Genomic DNA, 22,826 nt, shown 5'->3' on the forward strand with positions numbered 1-22,826 from the left:
CCGATGTGGTACTCTATACCTATCATCTAAAAGAGATTTAACCCGGCAGAGCACTGCCTTTTAACGCTATGACAGAACAACAAAAATTAACCTTCAACATGTTGCAGCAACAGCTGGATTCACTGATGCTGCGTGACAGACAGCGTTTTGCCCGCCGCCTGCACGGTGTTAAGAAGGTTAAAAATCCTGATGCACAACAGGCCATTTACCAGGAGATGGCAAAAGAGATTGATCACGCAGCCGGTAAAGTTGTGCTGCGTGAAGCGGCGCGTCCGGTCATCAGCTATCCGGAAAACCTGCCCGTCAGCCAGAAAAAACAGGATATTCTGGAAGCGATTCGCGACTATCAGGTGGTGATTGTTGCCGGTGAGACCGGGTCAGGTAAAACCACCCAGTTACCCAAAATCTGTATGGAGCTCGGACGCGGGATAAAAGGGCTGATCGGCCATACCCAACCGCGTCGACTGGCGGCGCGTACGGTAGCGAACCGTATTGCGGAAGAACTGCAAACCGAGCCGGGCGGCTGTATCGGCTATAAGGTCCGTTTTAGCGATCATGTCAGCGACAACACGATGGTGAAGCTGATGACGGACGGTATCTTGCTGGCGGAAATCCAGCAGGATCGGCTGTTGATGCAGTACGACACTATCATCATCGATGAAGCGCATGAACGCAGCCTGAATATCGACTTTCTGCTCGGCTATCTGAAAGAGCTTCTGCCGCGCCGTCCGGATCTAAAAATTATCATCACTTCGGCGACTATCGACCCAGAGCGTTTTTCTAAGCATTTCAATAATGCGCCGATTATCGAAGTCTCCGGTCGAACGTATCCGGTGGAAGTTCGCTATCGTCCGATTGTTGAAGATGCAGATGATATCGAACGTGACCAACTGCAGGCTATTTTTGATGCTGTAGAGGAATTAGGCCGTGAAAGTCAGGGCGACATTCTGATCTTTATGAGCGGCGAGCGCGAAATCCGCGACACCGCCGATGCCCTGAATAAGCTGGATTTACGCCACACCGAAGTGCTGCCGTTGTATGCGCGTCTCTCCAATAGCGAGCAGAACCGCGTGTTCCAGTCGCACAGCGGTCGCCGTATCGTGCTGGCGACCAACGTGGCGGAAACGTCGCTGACCGTACCGGGCATCAAGTATGTGATTGACCCGGGCACTGCGCGTATTAGTCGTTACAGTTACCGCACTAAAGTCCAGCGTTTACCGATAGAACCGGTGTCACAGGCTTCCGCTAACCAGCGTAAAGGTCGCTGCGGTCGTGTTTCGGAAGGGATCTGTATTCGTCTGTATTCCGAAGATGATTTCCTGTCGCGCCCGGAGTTTACCGATCCGGAGATCCTGCGTACTAACCTGGCGTCCGTTATTTTGCAGATGACGGCGTTGGGGCTGGGCGATATCGCGGCGTTTCCGTTTGTTGAGGCGCCGGATAAACGCAATATTCAGGACGGCGTACGCCTGCTCGAAGAGCTGGGGGCGATAACCACCGACGAACAGGCAACCGCTTATAAGTTAACGCCGTTGGGCCGTCAGCTGTCGCAACTGCCGGTGGACCCGCGTCTGGCGCGCATGGTGCTGGAAGCGCAAAAACATGGCTGTGTGCGTGAGGCGATGATCATTACCTCGGCGCTGTCTATTCAGGATCCGCGCGAGCGTCCGATGGACAAGCAGCAGGCTTCCGACGAGAAGCATCGCCGTTTCCATGACAAAGAGTCTGATTTCCTCGCATTTGTGAACCTGTGGAACTATCTCGGCGAGCAGCAAAAAGCGCTGTCGTCAAACCAGTTCCGTCGCCAGTGCAAACTTGATTTTCTGAACTACCTGCGCGTGCGTGAATGGCAGGATATTTACACCCAGCTGCGTCAGGTAGTGAAAGAGTTAGGGATCCCGGTTAACAGCGAACCAGCTGAATACCGGGAAATCCACGTCGCGCTGCTGACCGGTTTACTGTCGCATATCGGGATGAAAGATACTGATAAACAGGAGTTTACCGGTGCGCGTAACGCCCGCTTCTCGATCTTTCCGGGCTCCGGTCTATTTAAAAAACCGCCGAAGTGGGCGATGGTAGCGGAGCTGGTGGAAACCAGTCGCCTGTGGGGACGCATTGCCGCGCGTATCGATCCCGAATGGGTGGAACCAGTTGCCCAGCATCTGATCAAACGTTCATACAGTGAACCGCACTGGGAACGTGCGCAGGGCGCGGTGATGGCAACAGAAAAGGTCACCGTCTACGGTTTACCGATTGTGGCGGCCCGTAAGGTGAACTACAGCCAGATCGATCCCGCACTGTCGCGTGAGTTGTTCATCCGCCATGCGCTGGTGGAAGGTGACTGGCAAACGCGCCATGCGTTTTTCCGCGATAACCTGAAGCTACGGGCGGAGGTGGAAGAGTTAGAGCACAAATCGCGCCGTCGCGACATTCTGGTCGATGATGAGACGCTGTTTGAGTTTTACGACCAGCGCATCAGCCATGATGTGGTCTCCGCGCGTCACTTTGACAGCTGGTGGAAAAAGGTCAGCCGTGAAACGCCGGATCTGCTCAACTTTGAAAAGAGCATGCTTATCAAAGAGGGCGCGGAAAAAATCAGTAAGCTGGATTACCCGAACTTCTGGCATCAGGGTAACCTCAAACTTCGCCTGAGCTATCAGTTCGAACCGGGAGCTGATGCGGACGGTGTGACTGTGCATATTCCGCTGCCGCTGCTCAATCAGATCGACGAAAGCGGTTTTGAATGGCAAATTCCGGGGCTACGCCGCGAACTGGTGATCGCCCTGATTAAGTCGCTGCCGAAACCGGTACGACGCAACTTTGTGCCTGCGCCGAACTATGCCGAAGCGTTTTTAGGTCGCGTCACGCCGCTGGAACTGCCGCTGCTGGACGCGCTGGAGCGTGAACTGCGCCGCATGACCGGCGTTACCGTTGACCGTGAAGACTGGCACTGGGATCAGGTGCCCGATCACCTGAAAATCACCTTCCGGGTCGTGGATGATAAAAATAAGAAGCTGCAGGAAGGGCGTTCGCTGCAAGATTTGAAGGATGCGCTGAAGGGTAAAGTTCAGGAAACATTGTCTGCGGTGGCGGATGACGGTATCGAACAAAGCGGGTTGCACATCTGGAGCTTCGGTCAGCTTCCGGAAAGTTACGAACAAAAACGCGGTAACTATAAAGTCAAAGCGTGGCCAGCGCTGGTGGATGAGCGTGACAGCGTCGCCATCAAACTGTTTGATAACCCACTGGAGCAACAGCAGGCGATGTGGTGTGGTTTACGCCGCCTGTTGTTGCTGAATATTCCATCACCGATCAAATATTTGCATGAAAAACTGCCCAACAAAGCCAAGCTGGGATTGTACTTTAACCCGTACGGTAAAGTGCTGGATTTGATTGACGACTGTATCTCCTGCGGTGTGGATCAGTTAATTGACGCCAACGGCGGTCCGGTGTGGACCGAAGAAGGCTTCACCGCGCTGCATGAGAAAGTGCGGGCTGAACTGAACGATACGGTGGTGGATATTGCTAAGCAGGTCGAGCAGATCCTGACCGCGGTATTTAATATCAACAAACGTCTGAAAGGGCGCGTGGATATGACCATGGCGCTGGGGCTTGCGGATATCAAAGCGCAGATGGGCGGGCTGGTGTACCGTGGATTTGTTACCGGCAATGGTTTCAAACGTCTCGGCGATACGTTGCGCTATTTGCAGGCTATCGAAAAACGCCTGGAGAAACTGGCTATCGACCCACATCGTGACCGTGCGCAAATGCTGAAAGTAGATAGCGTGCAGCAGGCCTGGAAGCAGTGGCTCAATAAACTGCCTCCCGCGCGGCGTGAAGATGACGATGTCAAAGAGATCCGCTGGATGATAGAAGAGCTGCGCGTCAGCTATTTTGCCCAGCAGCTTGGTACGCCGTATCCCATCTCCGATAAACGTATTTTGCAGGCGATGGAGCAGATTACAGGGTAATACGGTGCTGGACTGTAGGCCGGATAAGGCGTAGCCGCCATCCGGCCTCTGTACCCGGTAAAGAATAAACGCCAGGAGTTATAAGTATGAGTCAGTTTCCGATACTTGCCGCAACCACCCTCGCGGCTATAAATACCGTAGGGCGATGGTTGGCGCAGAATGATTTTACGGGGAATATCACCGTTCAGTCAGATTGCGTGATTCTGGCAGGGAATGCGGTTATTCCGACTATCGACGCCGCCTGCCGGATCGCCAAAGAGCAACAGGTTCCCTTGTTGATTAGCGGTGGTATCGGCCACTCCACACGATTTCTGTATGACGCGATTGCAGAGCATCCTCGTTACAACATCATTCGTACCACCGGACGTGCGGAAGCGGCGATCCTTGCTGATATCGCTCATCAGTTCTGGCAAATCCCGGGAGAGAAGATTTGGGTGGAAGACCAGTCAACAAACTGCGGCGAGAATGCCCGATTTAGCTGTGCATTACTGAATCAGGCGACAGAAAGTATTCATACCGTCATTGTGGTGCAGGATCCCACTATGCAACGTCGCACGATGGCAACGTTTCAGCGCGTGACCCGCGATGAGCCGCATGCGCCGCGCTGGCTGAGTTTCCCTGGATTCATCCCCGAGTTGGCCCAACGGCAAGACGGCGTGGATTTTGTGCCAGCAGCAGAAGGTTTGTGGTCGGTAGATCGCTATCTTTCTCTCATTACCGGTGAGCTTCCGCGCTTGCGTGATGATGCCACCGGCTACGGACCTTGCGGCCGCGATTTTATTGCCCATGTTGATATTCCTCAGAACGTTGAGCAAGCCTGGCAGCAGTTGCAAAATGACACCGCGCTGACTGACTTACTGGAAAGCCGTTCTCTGTAATTCCTGCTGCCCGTTTGTTGATGTTTTGCGGCAAACGGGCAGAAATCCCACCTGGTTTTTCTCTTTATCCTTACTTTGCCAGACGCTTTTATGAAGCCGCTCACAGAACAGCCACTCCGGCCATAATGTGACAGGCATGATTGATATTAATTAACAATAGTTTTACTTGTTAAAAACAATTCAATCACAGGAGAGCCGCATGTCAGTACCCGTACAACATCCTATGTATATCGATGGGCAGTTTGTGACCTGGCACGATGACGCCTGGATTGATGTCGTCAATCCGGCCACAGAAGAGGTGATCTCGCGTATTCCCGATGGCCGCGCCGAAGATGCGCGTAAAGCTATCGATGCGGCGGAACGCGCCCAGCCGCAATGGGAAGCGCTGCCCGCCATTGAACGGGCGAACTGGTTACGCAAAATTTCTGCGGGTATTCGCCAGCGAGCCAGTGAAATCAGCGCGCTGATTGTGGCGGAGGGCGGAAAAATACAGCAACTGGCAGACGTCGAAGTCTCGTTTACCGCCGACTATATCGATTACATGGCGGAGTGGGCGCGTCGCTATGAAGGCGAGATCCTGCAAAGCGATCGTCCGGGCGAAAATATTTTGCTGTTTAAACGCGCTTTGGGCGTGACTACGGGCATTCTGCCGTGGAACTTCCCATTTTTCCTGATTGCCCGCAAACTGGCTCCCGCATTACTGACGGGGAATACCATTGTCATTAAACCGAGTGAATTCACCCCGAATAACGCCATCGCCTTTGCCAAAATTGTTGATGATATCGGCTTGCCGCGCGGGGTATTTAATCTGGTCCTGGGGCGCGGTGAAACGGTCGGTCAGGAGCTGGCCGGAAACCCGAAGGTCGCCATGGTGAGCATGACCGGTAGCGTCGGCGCGGGGGAGAAAATTATGGCCGCAGCGGCGAAAAATATCACTAAAGTGTGTCTGGAACTTGGCGGTAAAGCTCCGGCGATTGTGATGGATGATGCGGATCTCGAGCTGGCGGTGAAGGCCATTGTCGACTCCCGTGTGATTAACACCGGGCAGGTGTGCAACTGTGCCGAGCGCGTGTACGTTCAGAAAGGTATTTATGATCAGTTCGTCAATCGTCTGGGCGAGGCGATGAAAGCCGTACAGTTCGGCAATCCGGCGGAACGCAACGACATCGCGATGGGACCGCTGATCAATGCCGCTGCGCTGGAGCGTGTCGAGCAGAAAGTTGCACGGGCGGTGCAGGAAGGCGCCCGTGTGGTGTTGGGCGGTAAGGCCGTTGCCGGCAAAGGTTATTACTACCCGCCGACGTTGCTGCTAGACGTGCGCCAGGAGATGGCGATTATGCACGAGGAGACGTTTGGTCCGGTGCTGCCGGTGGTGGCGTTTGATACGCTGGATCAGGCGCTGACGATGGCTAATGACAGCGACTACGGTCTGACCTCATCGATCTATACGCAGAATCTGAATACGGCGATGAAAGCCATTAAAGGGCTGAAGTTTGGCGAAACCTATATTAACCGAGAAAACTTCGAGGCGATGCAAGGCTTTCACGCTGGCTGGCGCAAGTCCGGGATTGGCGGGGCCGACGGTAAACACGGTCTGAACGAATACCTGCAAACGCAGGTGGTGTATTTGCAGTCCTAAGTTTCTCGCCGGGTGAGCCTGTACGCCACCCGGCGCAATTCTCACACTTTGGTGGCGATCCAGTTCATCATCATTTCCGGCCAGATGGCCAGCGGTAACCCTTGCGCATCGCGAATACCAAATCCGTGCTTACCGCGTTCAAACAGATGCATTTCGACCGGAATGCCCAGCCCACGTAGCGCATTAAAGAAAACCAGGCTGTTTTCCACCTTCACCGCCGGATCGTCGATGGCGTGTAGCAGGAACGTCGGCGGCGTTGTGTTATCCGCTCGTTCTTCAAGAGAATAGCGCTGCAGGTCTTCTTTTTTGGGCGTAGCGCCAACCAGCTCCAGACGAGAGCCCGGGTGACCGATGTCTTCGCGCAGGGTGACAACCGGGTACACCAGCGCCATGAAGGCAGGGCGCGCAGGTTGCTCGTCTACGTCATCAATTGGCGTATAAACCGATTCGGCAAACCGGGTTCCCAGACTGGCGGCTACGTGACCACCGGAGGAGAAGCCCAACACCCCGATACGGTCAGGGTTAATTTTCCATTCATGGGCGTTGGCGCGAATGTAGCGCATGGCGCGTTGGGCATCGGCCAGCGGTGCATTGGCGCCTTCTTCGTGGCCATCACCCGGCATGCGGTAGGTCATCACAAACAGGGTATAACCGCGGGCGTTAAAGAACGGTGCCAGTGCGCTGCCTTCTTTATCCATCACCACGCGACGATAAGAGCCGCCAGGGGTAACAAGGATCCCAATACCGTTAGGTTTGGCAGGGGCGTAAACGGTAATTTCCGGGGCGCGAATGCCGGTGACCGCGCGATCGTAATCAGACGTTCCGGTATGTCGGGGTTCAGGCGTAAATACCGCATCGCTGTTTTTTGCTCCGGGGGCTTCACCCTGTGGCCAGAGGGTAAACGTGGAAGAAAGGCTAACGGCGTGCGCCATCATTTGAGTCAATTCTGAATGGGGCAGATTCATGCTATGTGTTCCTTACAACCGCAAAGGAACATCATAAAAGATGGCAGGGCGTAAAGCAGTGATACGACAGGCGGTCACGACTGCTTTACGCATTTGCTTTATGATTTTGTGAGTAAACGCCAGGTTATGTCAGATTCCAGCGTCGTTTGATCGGATATGTTGCTAAAGGCGCTGTCCTTCAGTACAGGAAATAAGGTTACCGTAAAGCTGACTTGCTGGCCCAGAGGCACCTCGTTATTTTCAACGGCGATGACGGCCTCGTTATTGTGAATATAAAGAGGATTTGTCGTACCGCTTGCAGGTGAGAAATTCACCTGATCGGTTGTTTTGCCAACCGTGTAGCTTTTGCCATCCACGATCATATTACTGACTTTTACGCCTACGCCTCCCTGTTCGCCAAATTTGAAACGACCTTTCTCACCTGCAGAGCCGTTTAACAGTACGGCCACGCGCTGTTTCTCTGGGCAGTAGATATTCACGTTTACTTCACGCTCTTCCAGCTTATGCCAGTTTTGCTGTGAACTTACGATGCTCTCACGCTGGATCCGGGCGTAGTTAACTTCACTACTTGAAAGTGTAATATGACATTCATCCTCACAGGCATAGGCAAGTGATGACGCCAACAATGTTATCAAAGTTAAAGCGGTTAATCGTACTGACGCGCTAAAGGCGGTTTGAATCATCACTGGCACACTCCGTTGGCTTCTTCATAAAATGCCTGTTCATCTCGTGTTGGATTCAGAGTGAAATCAATCTTGCATAGTTTGCTATCGTTGTTATCCATGGCATACAGTGCGTCAAGCTGATCTGCATCCGTCAGAAATACATGTCCATCATCCACGCTGGTTACGATGTAATTTTCTTTTCCATCAACAATAGAGAGGCCCTTAGCCAGCGGTGTACCGTCCGGGTTTTTAACGCGCAGCATCACGAGACGGCTGTTCAGCACTTTGAAACTGACCTCACTTACCGAAGCATGTGCAGCAGCAATGTATTTGGTTCCATTTGCCAGCGTCATACTTTGCGGCAGTTTGTTGGCATTAATCTCCAGGCGCGAATTACGCCATTCGGTCAGGCCGGGCACCACGGCTTGTCCCCAGAAATCAGTCCAAATCGTGCCTTGCGGTGTTTCAATTTCAACGCCGCTTGTATGCTCATTTAGCCGGGCAATGGCAAAGGTATCCCGGATGGAATAGGGAGAGAACGTCACTCCATTTTTATGCGCGACGATGCCGCCTGATAATGTAGCGTTGTAGTTGCGCTGATGGTCGCTGCTGTTACCCACACCAAGTCCCAGTTGGGTATAATGCAGGTTAGAGTTCAGATTGCCATTGAAGCTGTTAGTCCGGTCCTCATCGTCCCGATCGGCGGAGATCGAGTAATTCGTATTTTCCGTTAACTGACCGGCGTTTTGTACGCCGTAGGTTGTGCGGTCATCTTCTTTACGCATGTAAGTGCTGATGCTTTGTCCGCTACCGAGTGGAATGCTGAGGTTAACGTACAGTAATTCGTTGTCCTGATCGTCATCGACATTCCCGACAGCGCTCTGCCAGTTGACGGTAACGGAAGCGTATTTAAAGGTTTTCCCCCAGGAGAGCAGCAAATAGCGGCTGTCTTCAGCGTCGCCAGCCCTCTGGTTATAGTTAAAACCTGCGCTAAAAGCGCCAGCCAGGGAAGAGCCCCAGCTTAGTGTTCCCGAGTACATATTATCATATGGCTGATAATCTTCATTCAGCGCATCGGACAACTCCCGATACCCGTTGTTGTAATGGGCGGCACTCACCGATAAGCCAACGCCTTCCGTCAGCCTGAGATCGCTTTGCAGCTCGCTTTTAAACCCGTGGCTGTCCTCACCAAATTGCTCCTGGCTCGCGGCGGCGCTTGCGGAGACGCTGAAGCTCTCATTGAGCATATATTCTGAGCGGACACCCGCGGCCTGGTAATCTTCAGCCAGCATACCGGAGGCGAGCAAGTTGGCGTTTTGCATTATTCGCCACCCGTCGGACAGGCTGACAACCCACGGGTTATCATAATCACCGTCAATATCCCGGACGCGACCGGCAGATACCGTCAGTCCCTGTGGTCGCGACAGCTGCTGCGTTCTTACGGCAGACGCCGGAACAATAAAACGGCTGCTGGAGCCATCGGTTTCGAACACGGTCACGTCCAGCGCGACGTTGTTACGCGCGATGGGAACATCTTCAAGAGTGAAGGGGCCTGCATTTACCAGCGTATTGTAAATCAACTGACCGCTCTGGCGGACTTCAACGCGCGCCTGGGCGCTTCTGGCAATACCTGAGACATTCACCCCAGAACGGCTTCCCAGCAGACCGTTGGTTGGCATTAACTGCACGCCGGTAACGGAGACACCGCTCAGCACATCGGAGTTGGCGTTGATTTCACCGACCTGGAGGGTCTGTTTTTGTTCGGCAAACACATGCTCGGCAAAAGTATAAATACTGTCAGTGCTTTTTGTGCCGTCATCATCGGCAAGAATATAGCGACTACGCAATGCCCAGCCGGCAACGTTAAAGCCGCCTTCCAGGCTTGCCTGGGAATACTGGCGGCTGTCGCCCCCCTGAAATTCATTTCGGGTGCTGAATAATGAATAGTTCAGTAAACCGGCCGTGCCGCCATGCTGAAAGTTTTTACTGTCAGCCGCAAAATTATCCAGCGCCGTTTCTGGCAGATAAAGCGCTACCGTATTTTCACCGGGCAGGGCATTAACAATAGCCTGGGGATAATCATCACGAATATCATGACATTGTTCATCTGCCTTGAGTGGAACAGGCATCAGCCCGGCAAAGTCCAGAAAATCTTTATCAATACAGAGTGTGCCGTCTTCCCCAAAACGTACGGCAGCGGTGCCGCGCGTTTTATTATTTATTTTTACCTGAACGGAATGTGTTCCCGGTAAAAAACGTGGGGATTTGGCGAAGTAACGATTAAGATCCTGGCTCAGGCCACGATTTTTAATTATGTCCGTGTCAAAAGTGACCTCGCGGGCGCAGAGGTCGGCTGAACTAAACAGCAGCAGAGGAAATGCGCCAGCCATAATTATCTGAATAGAAAGCGCCAGACGGCTTTTATTGTACAAAGTCGTACTCTCTTATTATTTATGGTTTAATTCAGCAATAAAGCTTGGAACTTCTACTCCATAGCGACTGGCAGGGAAGAATTTGACTTGTTTATCACCACCAGTGTCTTTACTTAGCGTCAGAGTGATGGACTCGCCGGGCAGAATATGTGTTTTGCCAATGTCAGTCGTCGTTTTTGATGGTAAGAAAACGGCATTTTGCGCCAGTCTGACTACATATTTACTGGGGTTGGATAAAGTAACTGTTTTACCAGACTGACGCCATTCCAGATATTTCCACGCATCGGTAACAACCGCAAGCCTGGCCGGGCGAATCAGTACGGGAATATCCTGGCGAATATTGATGCCGATTTTAATCCGATTATCATCGCTTTTCGGCGGTATTCCTTCAAATGTGACGCGCTTATAATGTTCAACATCCAGCGGTTCATTGCTTTGTAAAATAAAACGCAGTTGCTGTGTTTGTTGTGGTTCAAGACGAACAACAGGTTGCGTCACAATAAGTTTTAACCCCTGATCGTCCTTTATATCTATCACATTGGTATACAGCAGTGATGGATGGTCGTCCGTGTTCTTGATATTGATGGTTCCGCTGTGGGTGGCTTCGTCGATCACCAGCAGGCTGGTTTCGGGGACCATGCCAGCCGCGAAGGCCGGTGCCTGCGATATCAATAAAGCACTCGCCAGAACAGCGTTGAGCGTGGTGTTTTTGAATAACATAAATCGTATCTCCTTGATAAAAATAACATTCCATGTTTAGCGTGATGCCTGAAAAAAGAGTAAACGGGATCCGTTTACTCTTGGTGCGATCGCCAGGCTAAATTACAGATAACGCAGGCTGATGGTTACCTGACCATTGAGGTTGGTATCGTCAGTAATTGCGAGGGTCGCGGTATCCTGAATCGCCAGAGATGTCACCAGCGGGAATGTTGCGCTCAGGAACGCCAGCGGCTCGGTGGTACCCGTAGTTGCAACGGTGATGTCACGTACGTTGCTACCCTGGGTCGCGCCATCAGCGCTTTTCGTCCAGTCGCCGGTTTTATTTTGCTGATAAATCGTATCAACTGTGTTGGTATCAGCAACGACGCCGCTGGTTTTAACAAACAGGGTGTAAGCGCCAATTTTAACGTTGCCGCCGGTTAACCCTACGCCGTAGCTCTGCGCACTGCCGAGATAGGTGCCGCCGGTAAAGGTAGCGTCATTCACCGTGATATCCGCACGCGTGTCCGCGCGGTCATCGACCATATTCCAGGACACTTTGGTGGCGGAGGCGCAAGTAATGGTCAAATCAATATCTTTCTGACCCAACTGATTGACATCCGATGCAGACAGAGATCCCAGGCGAATAGTGCCATAGTTAACGACACCGCTATTGCTCAGCGTGGGAGTGCAGGCACTGTTAGTCAGTAATCCTTTCACTTTTAATACGGCAGTCGGGTCTGCTGCAAAAGCGGAAGTCACGCACAGGGAAAGTGCCGTCGCAAGAAGCAGTTTTTTCATTTGTTAATCCTTAACATTAAAATACAGACGTTATTTAAGATTTATGCTCAGATGAATTAGTTAAATAACGTAATTACAGATAAAACATGGTAAACGTCGCCTGACCATCCATATTGGTATCGTCAGTAATTGCCAGCGTTGCTGTATTTTGAATTGCCAGCGTGGTAACCAGCGGTATAGTCACCGTGGTGAATGCCAGTGGTTCGATGGTACCAAACTTGCCAACGGTGTATTCATATTCGTTATGCGCGAACGTTGTTTTGTAACTCACTGACGTCATCATGCTTCTCCATGTATTAACGCCGCCATGGCCGTAACGAACGAGCAGCGTTGCGGAGGCTCCGTCAGCAGTGACCGTTTCCGATGCTGCACGGATGCTATAGTTGCCAATATTGACGCCGTTGGTCGTTTTACCTACGCCAAATATGAGAGGTGAGGCACCAATTACTCCACCATCCGTTGCCGCGTTTTCAATCATAATACCCGCCACGCTGTCAGTACGGTCATCGGAAACCTGAAAACCCAGTTGCGTTGGCGCCGGGCAGTTAATGACCAGATTGGTTTCTTTAGCGCCCAACTGATTATTGTCCACTGCGGAAAGCGCACTCAAGTGAATTGTGCCGTAGTCGATAGTTGCGCCACCGCCGATTTCTGGCGTACAGGCAGAGTTTGTTAACACGCCCTGGACTTGCAATACGGTCTGATCTGCGGCAAATGCAGATGCTGTGCACAGTGATAGCGCAGTAAGAAGAAGTGTCTTTTTCAATTGTTAATCCTTAACAAATGTTATCGCTGAGATAATCTCTGGATATCTTAATAGTTTATGTATGAACTCAATGTATAAACCGAATTCATAATATATTGGGGAAGGCGATACTGGCAATTAAGTAAAATTAAATATCAAATTTACATATTTTAACATTTTGGATGTGAATATATTTATGGCGTGGATTTTTTTTGCTTATGTAGCGAAACACAATAATGACAGAGAAAAGGTGAACCGTCATGATGCCAATGACTACATAACGGTTACTCAACGCAGAATTGAGTAACCGGATGTAATTAACCAGCTAGATCTTGATAAACTTATCCAGCGTACGAATAAGTTGGGTGACAAAACCGTATTCGTTATCATACCAGGCGACGGTTTTTACCAGTTGCAGATCGCCCACTTCGGTAATTTCGGTTTGCGTTGCATCAAATACCGAACCGAAATGCGAGCCAATGACATCTGACGAGACAATTTCTTCGTCGGTATAACCAAATGATTCATTATTTTGCGTGGCTTTTTTCAGCGCGTTGTTAACCTCTTCAGCGGTGACTTTTTTACCCAACACGGATACCAGCTCGGTGACGGATCCGGTTTTCACCGGCACACGCTGGGCGTGGCCTTTTAATTTTCCGCTCAATGCCGGAATGACCAGACCAATGGCTTTGGCGGCTCCGGTGGTATGGGGAATGATGTTCTCCGCCGCCGCGCGTGAGGCGCGCAGATCTTTCCCGCGTGGGCCATCAACCAGCGACTGTGTCCCCGTGTAGGCGTGAATGGTGGTCATGGTGCCAAGCTGAATACCGAAGCTGTCGTGCAGCGCTTTTACCATCGGCGCCAGGCAGTTGGTGGTGCACGACGCCACTGAAATAATCCGATCGTTCGCCTCCATAGTGTCGTCGTTGACGTTAAAGACGATCGTCTTCATATCGCCGGCAGGGGCGGATATCAGGACTTTTTTGGCCCCAGCATCCAGGTGCGCGTTGGCTTTTTCTGTCGAGGTATAAAAACCGGTGCATTCGATGATTATCTCAGCGCCAGTGGTTTTCCACGGAATGTTTTTGGCCTCTTTTTCCGCGTAAACGGCGATCTTTTTGCCATCGACAATCAGCGCGTCTTCGGTAAAGTCGACGCTCCAGGGAAACGGCCCGTAGTTTGAATCGTGTTTTAACAGATAGGCGAGAATTTTGGGCGAGGTGAGGTCATTAATGGCGACAACCTCCACGCTGCTTTTGACTTCCAGTAGCCGACGCAATACCAGACGACCGATACGACCAAAACCGTTAATGCCAATTTTACTCATGGTTTTCTCCTGTCAGGATGGGGCGGTACGACATATTTTCCCTACCAGGCTTAGTTCAGACAGGCATTCAGGGCAATAGCTGTTCTTGCGGTTAAGCGTAAGCGACTGAAAATGGGTGAACAAAAGTTAATGAATTTTTAACAAAAGCCCGTTATGTTGACGCATTATTGTTTTTATTCAGGAAGTGTTATGGGGAATAAGTATTCTGGCCTGCAAATTGGTATTCATTGGCTGGTCTTTTTGTTGGTTATCGTGGCGTACAGCGCCATGGAGTTTCGCGGATTTTTCCCGCGCAGCTATCGCCCCTTGTTCAACATGGTGCACGTCTCCTGCGGTATCACTATTTTAACGCTGATGGTGGTGCGTCTGCTGGTCAGGCTGAAATACCCGGCTCCGCCGATTGTGCCAAAACCGAAGCCGATGATGACCGGAATGGCGCATCTGGGGCATCTGGTTATCTATCTGTTGTTTATTGTTCTGCCGATTATTGGGCTGGTGATGATGTACAACCGGGGTAACCCGTGGATTGCATTCGGCATCGTTATGCCGCATGCGGCAGAGGCCAACTTTGATTTAGTGGACATGCTGAAGTCCTGGCACGTGACGCTGGCAAATCTGGGTTATTTTGTTATTGCCCTGCATGCCGCCGCGGCCCTGATGCACCACTATTTCTGGAAGGACAATACGCTGTTGCGCATGATGCCGCGTAAGCGTTCCTGACGTAACGCCCCGCAAGCGCGCAATGTCGTTCAGGTTGAACATGTGATTCTTGATCAGGGTTCCGTTCACCTCAGCCGTATCACTTTTCTAAAGCACAGATACCCGTGAACGTGCAAGGGAGGCTCACCGCCGCCTCCCTTGCATCCCAGGCTCCCGGCGGGAAAATCGTCGCTGCGCGAGTTATTCGTCTTATGCCGTCTGCCTGTCGGGTCGGGGCCGAGCCTGCGTCCCTGTAGGCCGTCCCCTCTGCCCGCATCCCTGCGGGCAGACCCGGTCAGCCGTCAACGACTCATCGATTTTCAGCCGGACCGGAGTCATTGCTTCAACGCTCTGACTTCCAGTTAAATCTGTTTTGCTGTTCAGACCAAAAACGCAGATAGTGAGGTGTGGGCTGGCCCGGCTGAAAATTGCCGACGTGTTTCCGTAAGGCCGGGAGAACCCGCAGGGATGCGGGTTCAGGGCGCGCTTTGCAAGGACGCTTCATCGCGCCCGGCCCGGAAGCCTGAAGGAATAAGCGGAGGACAAAATTGCCGGGAGCAATTTTGAACAGCGCTTACGCTGGCCCCGAAGGGGTGAGCCCCAGGGATGGGGCGAATATTCCACGAAGTGGCAATTTTCCCGCCGGGAGCCGGGATTGTTAAGGGTGCGGCGATAGCACCCTTAACACGTTCACTGGCGTTCAGTGTACAGAGAAGCGATACGGCTGAGGTGAACGGAACCCTTTCCCTGAAATAGCATATTTATTACCTACGCCAATACCGTCCTTATCGTTCCGGCTAAATGAACGTCTTCCTTTGCCGAATAAAACAGAAATTATTTTTCCAGATGCGATAAAAGCTTACCGACGAGATGGCTAAACAACGCTCAGTTCGCCACTCACGTCACTTGATTGCTGCGCTCATTAAAACTACTGTATATAAATACAGTAAATAAGAGGCAGATTATTATGTTGTTTTTCCAGCCTGCGCAACACCGCGAAATCAAATGCTTACCGCTATTCAGAGACGTTGTACCCTGTGGCTTTCCTTCTCCGGCGCAGGACTACGTTGAGAAACGAATCGATCTCAATGACCTGCTGGTGCGCCATCCCAGCGCAACCTATTTTGTAAAATCATCTGGTGAATCCATGACAGGAGCAGGGATTGGTGAGGGCGATCTGCTGATTGTCGACAGTGCCAGAAAGCCCACTCACGGAGATATCGTTATTGCCGCTATTGAGGGCGAGTTCACCGTTAAACGCCTGCAATTACATCCGGTGGTGATGCTGAAACCAGAGAACAGCGCCTACGCGCCGATCATGATCGGCAGCGAGGACTCGCTGGATATATTTGGCGTGGTGACATTTATCGTTAAAGCGGCTGGGTGATTATGTTTGCTCTGGTGGATGTTAATTCATTTTATGCCAGCTGTGAGTCGGCATTCCGACCCGATCTGAAGGGCAAACCCGTTGTCGTTCTTTCAAATAACGATGGTTGCGTCATTGCCAGCAGCGCGGAAGCGAAGGTTCTTGGCGTTAATATGGGCGCTCCGTACTTCAAACAGAAAGATCTGTTCAGGCGCTACGGCGTGTTCTGCTTTAGCTCGAACTACGAGCTGTATGCGGATATGAGCAGCAGGGTGATGTCGATTCTGGAGGAGTTGTCTCCACGCGTGGAGATATACAGTATTGATGAAGCCTTTTGTGACTTAACGGGCGTGCGAAACTGTCGGGATCTTACGGATTTTGGTCGGGAAATCAGAGCAACCATTTTACAGAAAACACGTCTCACGGTTGGGGTCGGCATCGCCCAGACCAAAACGCTGGCCAAACTGGCAAACCATGCTGCCAAAAAGTGGCAGGAACAAACCGGCGGAGTCGTGGATCTCTCCAATATTGAACGTCAGCGTAAGCTGATGGCTGCACTGCCGGTTGATGAAGTCTGGGGTGTTGGACGCCGTATCAGTAAGAAACTGGACGCCATGGGCATTAAAACGGTCCTCGATCTGGCAGATACCGACATTCGCTTTATTCGCAAACATTTCAACGTCGTGCTCGAGCGCACCGTACGGGAATTACGCGGTGAGTCTTGTCTGGCGCTGGAAGAGTTTGCGCCAGTTAAACAGGAAATTATCTGCTCAAGATCGTTCGGTGAAAAACTTACCGAGTACAACGCCATGAGAGAGGCAATTTGCACTTATGCTTCACGAGCGGCGGAAAAGCTGCGCAGAGAACACCAGTATTGCCGGTTTATCTCTGCGTTTATCAAAACCAGTCCGTTTGTTTTGAATGAACCTTATTACGGTAACAGCGCGTCGATAAAACTGCTGACGCCAACTCAGGACAGTCGGGAAATTATTGCTGCAGCCACGCGCAGCCTGGACGCAATATGGCGAGAGGGGCGGCGTTATCAAAAAGCCGGGGTCATGCTGGGAGACTTTTTTAGCTCTGGCGTTGCGCAGCTTAATCTTTTTGATGACAACGCGCCGCGGCGTAACAGCGATAAACTGATGGACGTACTGGATACGCTTAATGCGGAAAAAGGTAAAGGAACGCTCTATTTTGCCGGGCAAGGTATACAGCAACCGTGGGCGATGAAGCGGGATATGCTTTCGCCGCGTTATACCACGAGATACAGTGATTTATTGCGCGTGGGGTAGGGTTTGTTATCAGCTCCATACTCAGGTCACGCAGCGCCGTAGCATATCATTGGGCAATTAAGAGAATAAGACCGCTAAATAATAGCGGTCTTATTGATTTTATTTAGGCCCTAATTCCTGCGTTTCTTTTTCATTAAGTTCAACCTCTCGATACCAGCGAGGATGGTGTTTCTTCGCCCAACGTCGACTCACTTTCCCTTCGATCATGCCTTTAATTGAACCTTTCACCCAGAACGCCATGTACATATGAATCAGTATGGCGTGGATTAGCACAATTGCTGCTGTCGCATGGATTAACAAACTCCAGCGAACTATGGTAATTGAGAAGTAATGGGCAAAGTAGGGCCGCCAGATAATAACGCCGGTAACCAGCAATACCAGAATCAGGCTCATGATACTCCAGAACATCATTTTCTGACCTGCGTTATACTTTCCAACATCAGCAACTTTGTGCTCATTGCCTTTAAGTACCTCAACGATCCCTTTAATCCAGGGGAGATCCTGTTTATCGGGAATATTGTGATGTACGAAACGGACGAACATAAACATCAGCACGACGAAAATCATCACCCCGAAAAACGGATGTAAAATTCGCCCCATTTGCGGCGTACCGAAGGTTTCGGTGAGCCATTGCAGCGTCGGGAAGAACAGCGCAATACCGGAAAGCGACACAAGGAAGAAGCTTATCACCACCGTCCAGTGACAGGCCCGGTCGATGAATTTGGTGCGCAGAATCATTTTGCGTTTACTCATGACCGTTCTCCTCTTCATCATCATCCGTCTCTTTGTTTGGCCCGACGCCCACGTAGTGGTAAATCAACCCGGCAAAGGTGGCGATAAATCCAGCGGCGGAGAGCGGTTTTAGGATCCCCTTCCACAGATTCACCGGCGCGGCGATCGTTGGATCGTCCGGTAGGTTGTGGTACAGCGACGGCTGGTCCGCGTGATGAAGCACATACATCACGTGAGTGCCGCCGACCCCTTGCGGGTTGTAGACGCCCGCATTGGCATAGCCGCGTTTTTTCAGCTGCATAACGCGAGTATCCGCCGCGTTCAGCATCTCTTTTTTAGTCCCAAACTGGATGGCGCCGGTCGGACAGGTTTTCACACAGGCAGGTTCCTGACCTACGCTGACCCGGTCGACGCACAGCGTACATTTGTAGACCCGGTTATCTTCAGGATTAAGCCGTGGAATATTGAACGGGCAGCCAGCAATGCAGTAGCCGCAGCCAATGCAGTGCTCTGACTGAAAGTCGACAATCCCGTTGGCGTACTGAATGATTGCTCCGGCGGATGGACAGGCTTTCAGGCATCCCGGGTCGGCACAGTGCATGCAGCCGTCTTTGCGGATAAGCCATTCCAGCTTGTCGTTCTGGGTGGTTTCGCTAAAGCGCATTACCGTCCAGGACTTAGCACTGAGATCGGTCGGATTGTCGTAGACGCCGTTGCAGTAGCCTACTTCATCGCGAATATCGTTCCACTCTGAGCAGGCCACCTGACAGCCTTTACAGCCAATACAGGTGGTGACATCAATCAGTTTCGCCACTTCAGCACGGTAATCCCGCGCCTGGGGCGGTGGCGTGATACTGTTCGTCGCCGAGCGTTTAATAATATCTTGTGATTGCATTGTCATGAGTTCCCTTCCTTACGCTCGCTCGATGTTGACCAGAAACGCTTTATATTCCGGTGTTTGCGAGTTGGCATCACCCACCGATGGCGTTAAGGTATTAGCGAGGAACCCTTTGCGCGTAGCACCTTCAAAGCCCCAGTGACAAGGGATACCGATAGTATCGACCTGCTTACCATCTATCATCAGCGTTTGTAGACGTTTAGTGACTACCGCCTTTGCTTTGATAAAGCCGCGTTTCGACGTCACTTTCACTGTATCACCTGCCGCAATGCCTTTTTCGCTCGCTAGCGCCTCACCGATTTCGATGAATTGATCGGGTTGAGCGATGGCGTTGAGCAGTGCATGTTTGGTCCAGTGGCGGAACAGTTCGGTAATAGAGTAAGTTGTGGCGACGTACGGGAAGGCATCCGCTTTACCCATATTGGCGATATCGTCATGGTAAATACGTGCAACCGGGCTGGATACAACATCCGGGTGTAGCGGGTTGGTACCAATAGGCGACTCAATGGGTTCGTAATGTTCCGGGAATGGCCCGTCGTTCATTTTGTCGATGGAGAACAGACGCGCTACGCCTTCCGGGTTCATGATAAACGGACCAACGTTGCTGCCCGGTGCGGCCTGGCCGTAGTCGGCTACGTCCATACCGGCCCATTTTTTGCCATCCCAGTGCAGCAGGGCGCGTTTTGGATCCCATGGTTTTCCTGATGGATCGGCCGAAGCGCGGTTGTAGAGAATACGGCGGTTGGCAGGCCAGGACCACGCCCAGCCCGGTGTGCAGCCCAGACCATACGGATCGCTGTTGTCGCGATTGGCCATCTGGTTACCCTGCTCGGTCCAGCTTCCGCAGTAAACCCAGCAGAAACTGCTGGTCGAACCGTCATCGCGCAGCTGTGCAAAACTGCTGAGCTGCTGGCCTTTTTTGGCAATAAGCTGGCCTTTGTCATCATAAAGGTCTTCAAGTGCCTGGCCATTTGCTTCACGCGCAATCTCTTCCGGGTGCGGGTCGTAGGGATCTTTATAATTCCAGGCAATATTCAACAAGGGCTGTGGATTCGCGCCGCCTTCTTGCTGATATAGCTCGCGCAGCCGCATAAACAGGCGGCCAAGGATCTTCCCGTCATGTAAGGCTTCCCCAGGTGGTTCTGCTGCCGCCCAGTGCCACTGTAACCAACGCCCGGAGTTAGCAATTGAGCCGTTTTCCTCAGCAAAGCAGGAAGAGGGCAGACGGAAAACTTCGGTCTGAATATCTGCCGGTTTCACATCATTCATTTCGCCATGATTCTGCCAAAAATTGGAAGACTCAGTGACCAGGGGATCGATAACCACCATATATTTCAGTTTTGAAAGCGAGCGGGATGATTTGTTTTTATCGGGAAACGCCGCCAGCGGATTAAATCCCTGAACGATGTAACCATTAATTTTCCCTTCAAGCATCAATTCGGCCTGAGTCATTACGTCATACAGGCGATCCCATTTAGGCAGCCAGTCGTAACCCCAGTTATTTTTCGCGGTTGCGCGATCGCCCCAGAAACTTTTCATCATGCTAACAAAGAACTTCGGCGTATTTTGCCAGTAGTTGACCTCATTCACGCCTAGCGCAGGCGGCGTGATTTGAGAAATATAGGTCTGGTAGTCTGGCTGTTTTTCCGATGGTAGCGGCATATAACCCGGCAGGTTCGTCGATAACAGGCCAAGATCGGTATAGCCCTGAATATTGGAGTGGCCACGTAGGGCGTTAACGCCACCGCCCGCCATGCCTATGTTGCCCAGCAGTAATTGGAGCATACCGGCGGCGCGAATAATTTGCGCTCCGGCGGAGTGGTGAGTCCAACCCAAAGCGTAAAGGATAGTTGCAGTGCGGTCAGGCACACTGGTGCTGGCGAGAATTTCGCAGATACGATTGAAGTCTGCCAATGAGGTCCCACACAAGCGGTTAACCATTTCGGGCGTATAGCGTTCGACATGGGCTTTCAACAGATTCAACACGCAAAGTGGGTGGTTTAGCGAGTCATCACGCAGGGCGTAACCCTGCTCATCAAGCTGATAAAACCAGCTCGACTTATCATATTGACGTTTCTTATCGTCGTAGCCGCTAAACAAGCCGTCATGGAACTGATAGTCATCACGGATAATCAGACTGGCGTTAGTGTAATGACGAACATAGTCGTGCTGTACTCGGTCGTTTTTCAGCAGATAGCGGATCACGCCTAGCAGGAATGCGGTGTCGGAACCAGCGCGAATTGGTGCGTACAAATCAGCGACTGCGGCGCTACGGTTAAAGCGCGGGTCGACCACCACCACGGTGGCGTCGTTTTTAGTTTGCGCTTCGACCACCCATTTAAAACCTACCGGGTGCGCCTCAGCGGCATTGCCACCCATAATAAGCACTACGTTGGCGTTTTTGATATCGACCCAGTTGTTGGTCATTGCGCCACGCCCAAAAGTTGGTGCAAGAGCAGCAACGGTGGGGCCATGACATAATCGTGCCTGACAGTCGATAGCGACCATCCCTAATCCCCGAGTAAATTTACCGTCGAGGATCCCGGTTTCATTGCTTGCCGCTGAAGAACATAGCATGCCTGTAGTGGGCCAGCGGTTGACGGTAACGCCCTGGGCGTTTTTCTCAATAAAGTTGGCATCGCGGTCATCTTTCATGAGTCGGGCAATACGGTTAATCGCATCGTCCCAACTAATACGTTGCCATTTATCCGAACCCGGTGCGCGATATTCGGGATACTGCAGACGCGTTTCACTATGAATATAATCCAGCACACCAGCGCCTTTCGGGCACAACGATCCACGGCTCACCGGATGATCCGGATCGCCCTCAATATGGTAGATACTTTCTTTGACGTTTTTGGCTGTATCGCCAAGGCTGTACATCAGCATGCCGCAGCCTACTGAGCAGTACGTACAGTTATTACGCGTCTCTTTTGCTTTTAAGAGTTTATATTGACGGGTTTCCGCGTGAACGGAAAAAGATGATAAGAATCCGAGAGATGCAACAGTTGTTCCTGCCATACCGCCCGCACAGATTCGAAAGAACTGCCTCCGGCTGAGCTCCATTTTTTCTCCTGCTTAAACTTAAGACATGAAAAAGGATGGTTATTGTAAGGTTAAATTGTTTTATAAACCATTAACTTTTAGTGGTTATTGACGTGAGAGAGTATTAGTGCTGTTAGCCTAGAATATAGATTAGTAAAAAATTGATCATGTCAGGTTGGTTGCCGATACGTTCGATGAATGGTGTATTCAGGACCTGACAATATCAAATGCCTTCGAATCCACTTATGACAAAACTGGAGAGTGGAAGAGGGTTACTAAACGTTTAAACTAACTCATTGATATTTAATAAATCATATATTTTACAGCTAAATAACAAATCTGATAGTATACCCCCCTATAGTATTAGGAGGGCGTATGCCGCATTCACCTGAAGATAAAAAGCGCATTCTCACCCGTGTACGCCGTATTCGCGGTCAGGTTGATGCGCTTGAGCGCGCGCTGGAGTCCGGCGAACCGTGCCTGGCTATCCTGCAGCAAATTGCCGCCGTGCGCGGCGCATCCAATGGCCTGATGGGCGAAATGGTTGAGATCCACCTGAAAGACGAACTGGTCAGCGGGGAAACGACGCCAGACCAGCGTGCCGTGCGTATGGCTGAAATCGGCCATCTTCTGCGTGCTTATCTAAAATAACACCATCACCTCGCAATAATG

The 22,826-nt window shown here is 51.4% G+C and carries 17 protein-coding genes; 7 read left to right on the forward strand and 10 right to left on the reverse strand.

Annotation, left to right across the window (positions count from 1 at the left end; all coding sequences use genetic code 11):
* The first annotated feature begins 68 nt into the window (after positions 1-68).
* From hrpA to aldA, 3 genes are all read left to right on the forward strand, one after another.
* Complete coding sequence (gene hrpA / locus LA337_10770; GenBank protein UBI18129.1) at positions 69-3,971, forward strand: ATP-dependent RNA helicase HrpA; 3,903 nt, start codon at positions 69-71, stop codon at positions 3,969-3,971.
* Between the two features lie 80 nt (positions 3,972-4,051).
* Positions 4,052-4,849: a YdcF family protein gene (locus LA337_10775; protein ID UBI18443.1), complete on the forward strand. Its 798-nt coding sequence runs from the start codon at positions 4,052-4,054 to the stop codon at positions 4,847-4,849.
* Between the two features lie 199 nt (positions 4,850-5,048).
* A complete protein-coding gene (gene aldA, locus LA337_10780) occupies positions 5,049-6,488 on the forward strand; it encodes an aldehyde dehydrogenase (GenBank protein UBI18130.1) in 1,440 nt (479 codons plus the stop codon).
* Between the two features lie 41 nt (positions 6,489-6,529).
* On the opposite strand, the gene LA337_10785 is transcribed toward aldA, so the two are convergent.
* The 7 genes from LA337_10785 to gap form a co-directional block, all read right to left on the reverse strand.
* Positions 6,530-7,453, reverse strand: a complete 924-nt coding sequence (locus tag LA337_10785) for an alpha/beta hydrolase (GenBank protein ID UBI18131.1) — start codon at positions 7,451-7,453, stop codon at positions 6,530-6,532.
* Between the two features lie 98 nt (positions 7,454-7,551).
* Positions 7,552-8,136, reverse strand: coding sequence for a hypothetical protein (locus tag LA337_10790; protein UBI18444.1), 585 nt, complete (start codon positions 8,134-8,136; stop codon positions 7,552-7,554).
* A complete protein-coding gene (locus LA337_10795; GenBank protein UBI18132.1) occupies positions 8,136-10,550 on the reverse strand; it encodes a fimbrial biogenesis usher protein in 2,415 nt (804 codons plus the stop codon). The genes LA337_10790 and LA337_10795 overlap by 1 nt, the downstream gene beginning before the upstream one ends.
* A 15-nt stretch (positions 10,551-10,565) precedes the next feature.
* Positions 10,566-11,270 (reverse strand): fimbria/pilus periplasmic chaperone, encoded by a 705-nt coding sequence (locus LA337_10800; protein UBI18133.1) that lies wholly within the window; start codon positions 11,268-11,270, stop codon positions 10,566-10,568.
* A gap of 102 nt (positions 11,271-11,372) precedes the next feature.
* The gene (locus tag LA337_10805) at positions 11,373-12,050 is read right to left on the reverse strand and encodes a DUF1120 domain-containing protein (protein ID UBI18134.1); all 678 of its coding nucleotides are present in this window, start codon (positions 12,048-12,050) and stop codon (positions 11,373-11,375) included.
* A 73-nt stretch (positions 12,051-12,123) separates the two neighbouring features.
* Entirely contained in the window at positions 12,124-12,816 is a 693-nt protein-coding gene (locus LA337_10810; protein UBI18135.1) for a DUF1120 domain-containing protein, read from the reverse strand.
* A gap of 304 nt (positions 12,817-13,120) precedes the next feature.
* Positions 13,121-14,122: a type I glyceraldehyde-3-phosphate dehydrogenase gene (gap, locus tag LA337_10815; GenBank protein UBI18136.1), complete on the reverse strand. Its 1,002-nt coding sequence runs from the start codon at positions 14,120-14,122 to the stop codon at positions 13,121-13,123.
* 189 nt (positions 14,123-14,311) lie between these two features.
* On the opposite strand from gap, the gene cybB reads away from it, so the two are divergent.
* From cybB to LA337_10830, 3 genes are all read left to right on the forward strand, one after another.
* Positions 14,312-14,842 (forward strand): cytochrome b561, encoded by a 531-nt coding sequence (cybB, locus tag LA337_10820; GenBank protein UBI18137.1) that lies wholly within the window; start codon positions 14,312-14,314, stop codon positions 14,840-14,842.
* A 946-nt stretch (positions 14,843-15,788) separates the two neighbouring features.
* Entirely contained in the window at positions 15,789-16,208 is a 420-nt protein-coding gene (locus tag LA337_10825; GenBank protein UBI18138.1) for a translesion error-prone DNA polymerase V autoproteolytic subunit, read from the forward strand.
* Positions 16,209-16,210: 2 nt separating this feature from the next.
* Positions 16,211-17,479, forward strand: a complete 1,269-nt coding sequence (locus tag LA337_10830) for a Y-family DNA polymerase (GenBank protein ID UBI18139.1) — start codon at positions 16,211-16,213, stop codon at positions 17,477-17,479.
* A 99-nt stretch (positions 17,480-17,578) separates the two neighbouring features.
* Here the strand turns inward: LA337_10830 and fdnI are convergent, their stop codons facing one another.
* The 3 genes from fdnI to fdnG are packed head-to-tail and all read right to left on the reverse strand — an operon-like array spanning position 17,579 to position 22,175.
* A complete protein-coding gene (gene fdnI, locus LA337_10835; protein UBI18140.1) occupies positions 17,579-18,232 on the reverse strand; it encodes a formate dehydrogenase-N subunit gamma in 654 nt (217 codons plus the stop codon).
* Positions 18,225-19,112 (reverse strand): formate dehydrogenase subunit beta, encoded by an 888-nt coding sequence (fdxH, locus tag LA337_10840; protein ID UBI18141.1) that lies wholly within the window; start codon positions 19,110-19,112, stop codon positions 18,225-18,227. The genes fdnI and fdxH overlap by 8 nt, the downstream gene beginning before the upstream one ends.
* A gap of 12 nt (positions 19,113-19,124) precedes the next feature.
* Positions 19,125-22,175, reverse strand: coding sequence for a formate dehydrogenase-N subunit alpha (fdnG, locus tag LA337_10845; GenBank protein ID UBI18142.1), 3,051 nt, complete (start codon positions 22,173-22,175; stop codon positions 19,125-19,127).
* Positions 22,176-22,529: 354 nt separating this feature from the next.
* Between fdnG and LA337_10850 the strand changes: the two genes are divergently transcribed.
* On the forward strand, positions 22,530-22,805 hold the full coding sequence (locus tag LA337_10850) for a metal/formaldehyde-sensitive transcriptional repressor (GenBank protein UBI18143.1): 276 nt from the start codon (positions 22,530-22,532) through the stop codon (positions 22,803-22,805).
* The last annotated feature ends 21 nt before the right edge of the window (positions 22,806-22,826 follow it).

The sequence above is a fragment of the Citrobacter europaeus genome (genome assembly GCA_020099315.1).
Classification (GTDB): domain Bacteria; phylum Pseudomonadota; class Gammaproteobacteria; order Enterobacterales; family Enterobacteriaceae; genus Citrobacter; species Citrobacter europaeus.